This is a genomic window from Bacillus sp. NPDC094077 (genome assembly GCF_050279465.1).
Classification (GTDB): domain Bacteria; phylum Bacillota; class Bacilli; order Bacillales; family Bacillaceae_G; genus Bacillus_A.
This window is the reverse complement of record NZ_JBNNUF010000047.1, coordinates 1-5,445: the sequence shown is the minus strand read 5'-3', so window position 1 is coordinate 5,445 and position 5,445 is coordinate 1. Positions and strand designations below refer to the sequence as shown.

Below are 5,445 nucleotides of genomic sequence, written 5' to 3'. Positions count from 1 at the left end.
GTATACATCGAGAGATGTACGTACGGTTTGGAGGAAAGTACACGAAAACCTAACATAGTAATATGTCAAGGCGTCGGGTGCTCATCCTACCACTTACATAGCAACGGCATTGATTTTAGCCGCATTGCAGAAAAATACATACCTGTAACAACATCTATTGGTAAAAGTCAAATACTCATGCGTGATTACACGATAGAGGAATTCGAGATTATCCTACTGGAGCATATCGAGGAAGTTTGTTATCGAATGAGAAGACAAAACAAACTAGCTCAAACAATCCATTTTTCCATAGGTTACAGTAAAAATCACGCTGGTGGTTTCAGAAAAACTCACACTATGAACCGACCAACCAATTTAACAATGGATATCTATCATATTTGTACATATTTTTTACATAAGTTTTATACCGGGGAACCAATTAGATCCATCAATATTTCTTTAACCAACTTAATCAACGAAGGTGAAGAACAAATATCTCTTTTTGACAATGTAATACAACGAGAAAAAGAAATGAAATTAACGAAGGTAATGGATGAAATACGCACTAAGTTTGGTAAGAACAGCATTTTAAGAGGAGTTTCTTATACAGATAGTGCTACAGCAAGATACAGAAACACATTGTTAGGAGGTCACAAATCATGAACAACGCTAATATGCCAAAGGGAAGAGGAATGGTGAAATGGACGCCTTTTGCTGCAATGACAGAACAATTTGATGGTATACATGAGATTATTAAGGAAAAAAATAAAGTAGCACGTCCAATCTTAACTTCTGAAGAAAAGGAACTTATCGAGAACATGTTATTATGCTCATTACTATCTGAAGAAGAGGTGTTGATTACATATTACGAAGATGGCTATTTGCTTACTAACTATATGACCGTAACTGATATTGATCCATTGAACTGTTCTATAATATGTACAGATGCTTTTTATAACAGGATTAATCTTAAATTTATGGATATTATTGATGCAAAATAAATGCATTCCATGCTAAGTATCAATATTAAATGTGCTGATTGCGCTCTCCCCCTTGAAATAAATACGAAGCTAAGGATATGAAACTATATTTTACAGATATAATAAATGAAACTTGAGTCTAAAATATCTATAACAAAAGAGACTCCATTATATTAAAGGTACATTAAGCCCGTAAGAGCTTGATAAGAAAAGCCTATATCTTAAATTACTAAGTAATAAAAGATATAGGCTCTTTTTTAAAAAAATTGTAAAATGATAGTAAAGTTATTTGATTTTAAAAGTTCAAACAAGAAAAACACCGTTCTAAATTTAGGACGGGGTTAAAAATAATGTTGTTTAATTTTTAAAGTAAGATATTTCACTACACGAAAAAATATAATAATAAAGTGGTTTGAAAATCTAAGTTTTATTCAACAATAGTCCCCAATTGCGTTATTAAATTGTTACCCTTTTTCCCTTTTCGGCCAAATAAAATTGCTTATGGCAATCAAAAGATCGATACCCAACACAAGTGTCCATACTTTTAGAAAGCCAGCCAACACTTCTGTTCGAGAAGAATCGTTAATTAAATAGATTAAGACAAATAAAATTCCGGCACCTATTAGAAAAGCAAGCACATGTTGTCCCCAGCTTTTAAAGTAGTGTTTCGCATACTCAATGCCAAATCTTTTAACTGGTTTCGCTCCCTGTTTCATCACATAATATTGAAAGCGAATATCAGCCCACTCAATCATACTCCTACCGAATGCGATTGAGATTCCAATATATACAGCAGCTATTGCATGCACTTGGGTGGCAGTCGCACCACGGTACAAATCGGCACCCGTAACAACTAATAAAATTAAATCAATAACAGGTGTTAAAGCTAGGAAAAACAATCCTAATTTTTTTTTCTTAAGGATATATCGAGTGAGCAGACCTAAAGTTATAACAACCCAAAACCCTATTTCACAAGCAACGATCAGCCACGCAATTACATTCACCCCAACACCCCCTTGTACAACGCACACAATTACTCGCTTTTCTTATAGATATTGTTTCACGCCATTTACCTTCCGGTGTTTGTTTTATCTTAGATATATGCATCACGACCTTTTACTAAGCTATGCTTTCATTTTTAGGAAGGACCTACGAACTGAGACTACCCCCCCCTCCAAAAGAAATAATATTCATGCTATATTCAATATTTCAACAATAACATGTATTGACTTAAATTACTATATATCACCAAACTGTATGTATGCATAAAAAAAGGACAGTAGAAATTTCATTCCTTACTATTCTTACTCCTATATCTAATATACCTTTAACATTATAGAGTCTCTTTTTCTAGTATACTGATATGGAAATATCTACTTGCTTTCAAATGTTCTTCTTCGTAATGAGTGGTTCATCTCTAAAACGTAGCGAACAAGATTACCTCCGTTTCAATTTAACGCGAAATGTTTGCTTTTCGCGGCTATGCTTTTCTAAACACAATAGCAACACCAAGCGCCGAAGCTGCTGGTACGAAGATATCGCCCGAGGTCGTCTCCACTATCGGTAAACCGTTCTCTTCGAGATAACTTCGGGTGTGGGAGATGTCGCTCACTGCTACTGCGTACCCGGCGAATCCCGGTAGCGAGGGGGCCACCTCTCCTGGTAGCAGCTCTGACAACCGCGACCCGGGAACGATTGTGATGCGAGCTCCTTCTAAGTTAAAGATGTGTGTCACTCCATCCGTCCGGACCTCACAGTCCAAATACCTGCCATATCGCCGAGTGAATTCGTCCAACTCGGAATCGTTTACGCATAAGATTGATTCGACCAGATCCGTCGCCCCATTCGGATGGTTTGGAGGTATTTGCTCCTCTACTATGGCTGAGGGTGGGTTTTCCGCTGCAGCCAGACGACCTTCGTACACGTTGTCTCCGTCAATTTCCAAATAGCGCACGGGAATTAGTTGAATTCCCCCGGACATCTCAAGAGCCCGCTGTACGGTGTTAACACCGCTATGACTGATTCCACTCCGTTGGAAACGATCCGCTGTACGGCCGGCGTCCTCGGTACCGAAACAAAGAATATGCGCTCCTTCATAACGGGATAGACATCTGGAGACAGTATCAACAGTACGTTTGATTTTTCCGATTATTGCTTGAATCACATCCGGCGATGCCTGCAACGGAACGAGTTTTGCATTAATCGGAATCTTCGCGCCTATCTCGGCAACCGTTACGATTTCGATAAAGTTGCCTAAAAACTCGGCATGCGAATTGGCCGCTCCGAATGGCTTCGGAGGTTCTCCTTCATTTTCGGCCATCGCCGGATAGGACGGCGGCGAACAGACAAATCCCAGTTTTCTGTACAGCTCGAGCGCAGCTTCCATATCGGAGACTACATGGCCGACGTGATGAATGAATTTGATTTCAGCATGCATCTGCATCCACTCTCCTTGAATTCAATAATTGTGACAAAAGAAAAGTTTATTTTAGATACATTGAACAATTTGGGGTGACTTGTTTTCTTAAGTTGATGGCAATGTCGTGGTACTCCAATTTATAATCCTTTGTTTAGTTGATTATTCTTATTTTTAGAAACCTCGAAGCTTCTGTAGTTTTGAAATAAAGTTTGTTCAAAACTACCTCGCAATCCCAAGTTTTACGATAAATAAAAAGAAGCCATTTAAAAAAAAGTTTGATTAAAATGGCTTCCTCGCTTTTATATACAGATTTTGTTTTTTATAAAAAAGTTTAATTATTTTTAATATCTCAATTGCACTAAGAGATTTTATTCAAATATAAATTTATTAATTAATTTCTTTCCATTTTTGTTCTAAAATACTGTATAAAAGAGAATCGCGCCAGCCATCTTTTAATAACAAACTTTCACGAATTCTACCCTCTTTAGTCATTTCATTTTTTTCTAACACTTTTTGCGAACCTATATTTCTTGGATCACAAGTCGCGAAGATACGATGAAGATTTAATTCTTCAAATCCAAACCTGATTAACATTTGTGATACTTCTGTAGCAAATCCCATTTTCCAGTAATTTGGATTTATGATATATCCTATTTCACCTTCTCTATTTTTAAAATCTCGAATGTTTATCTCACCTGCACCGATCATTCTTTCTTTTTCCCTTTCAACTACAGCAAAAGTAAAACGACTTCTTGGTTCTTTTTTTGCATCTAGAAGAACCTGTTCTACAAAATCTTTTGTTTCCTCCTCTGAATTCGGACCCCATGGTTGATGCTGACACACAATAGGCTGAGAAGCGTATATATGTATATCTATCCAATCTTCTTCTTCCATTTCCCGCAGTTTGAATCTTGTAGAGTGATAATAAAGTTGTTTAATTCGCTATAATAAAGCAAGAGCCTTACTACATATCAAATGTAATAGGGCTTTAAAAAAGTTGTTTAAAACTGAATTGATCTAAAAGAATATTGTTACTTAAAATGATAATAAAGTTGTTTGATTTTTTTCAACTAAAGCACCTGTTACTTTAAGTACAACATTTCACAATCTTACACATTGATGTTAATCACATTTCTTTCAGAATGGGGAATTATAGGTTAATTTGCGCCCCAGTTAGATAATGGGGGCTGTTCATGTAGTCGTGGCTTCGCCACTCCTGCAAAGACGTTTCGTTTATATAAACGGCTATTCAACAAACTGGAATTTGGCGAACACGGATTATGCTTATACTATTCGCCTGTTCTTTTTGTCGTATATTACAACGGTTACAATTGAAACAAGAACAATCACAGCATTTGCGGCAATGGTTCCCGCCCAAGTCATAGTCATGGTGCCGAAGATGGGGGATGCCGCATTGAACATGGTGTGGAATAATACGCACATAAACACACGGCCTTTTCCTGATATTTTGTAGATTGCCCCGTTGAAAAACCGAAACGCAATGAGTTGAACTGCAAACATCCAAAAGTTAATGAGTCCCTCTCCGTGATTCGTCCCCGGAATGAAGAAGAGAGGGATATGCCATAAAATCCAAATGATTCCAACAAAAACAGAAGACAAAACAAAACCGTATTTTTTGTCAAGTTCAGGCTGCAATATGTACATCCAGCCAGCTTCCTCCAAGCCACCGATAATAAGATTACCAAGCAGGGAAAGGAAGAACGTATAAAATGGAAGCACCATTTCCGTGTGGCCTGAAACTGCAATATGTATCAAAAAATACAGTGCAAGTCCTGCAACAACGAACAAATAGAGAGATATGCTATTTTTGGCATAAAAAACAGTTCTCAACCATTCCTTGAAACCTGCTATTTTGTTATTTTTCTTCAGAACGATATATGAAGCAATAGCGGGCGACAAAATATAGATTGCAAAGGGGATATTCATCCCGAATTGCTGTAACGAGTGAACCCAATTGTGAACCGAATATCCGAATTGCCCAAGAGCAATCAAAGCACCTGACACAAGATAGGCTATGCAAAATGTCAGCATCGTAAATTGTACTGT

At 37.3% G+C, this 5,445-nt stretch carries 6 protein-coding genes; 2 read left to right on the top strand and 4 right to left on the bottom strand.

Translation table 11 applies throughout. From position 1 onward, the window contains the following. The coding region (locus tag ACQKNR_RS29120; RefSeq protein WP_427322731.1) for a hypothetical protein at positions 1-642 on the top strand (642 nt) is incomplete at its 5' end. After that, positions 639-980, top strand: a complete 342-nt coding sequence (locus tag ACQKNR_RS29115; RefSeq protein ID WP_427322729.1) for a YolD-like family protein — start codon at positions 639-641, stop codon at positions 978-980. The genes ACQKNR_RS29120 and ACQKNR_RS29115, both read left to right, overlap by 4 nt. A gap of 443 nt (positions 981-1,423) precedes the next feature. Here the strand turns inward: ACQKNR_RS29115 and ACQKNR_RS29110 are convergent, their stop codons facing one another. The 4 genes from ACQKNR_RS29110 to ACQKNR_RS29095 all read right to left on the bottom strand — a co-directional run. Further along, a complete protein-coding gene (locus tag ACQKNR_RS29110) occupies positions 1,424-1,963 on the bottom strand; it encodes a hypothetical protein (protein WP_427322727.1) in 540 nt (179 codons plus the stop codon). 476 nt (positions 1,964-2,439) lie between these two features. Then, positions 2,440-3,396 (bottom strand): VOC family protein, encoded by a 957-nt coding sequence (locus ACQKNR_RS29105; RefSeq protein WP_427322725.1) that lies wholly within the window; start codon positions 3,394-3,396, stop codon positions 2,440-2,442. Positions 3,397-3,765: 369 nt separating this feature from the next. Next, on the bottom strand, positions 3,766-4,317 hold the full coding sequence (locus ACQKNR_RS29100; protein WP_427322733.1) for a GNAT family N-acetyltransferase: 552 nt from the start codon (positions 4,315-4,317) through the stop codon (positions 3,766-3,768). Between the two features lie 345 nt (positions 4,318-4,662). Further along, positions 4,663-5,445, bottom strand: a 783-nt coding sequence (locus ACQKNR_RS29095) for a CPBP family intramembrane glutamic endopeptidase (protein WP_427322723.1), incomplete at its 5' end; no start/stop codon positions are given.

Coding starts and splice junctions, on each gene's coding strand:
- ACQKNR_RS29115 (WP_427322729.1), top strand. CDS start 639: ATGAACAACGCTAATATGCCAAAGGGAAGAGGAATGGTGAAATGGACG.
- ACQKNR_RS29105 (WP_427322725.1), bottom strand. CDS start 3,396: ATGCATGCTGAAATCAAATTCATTCATCACGTCGGCCATGTAGTCTCC.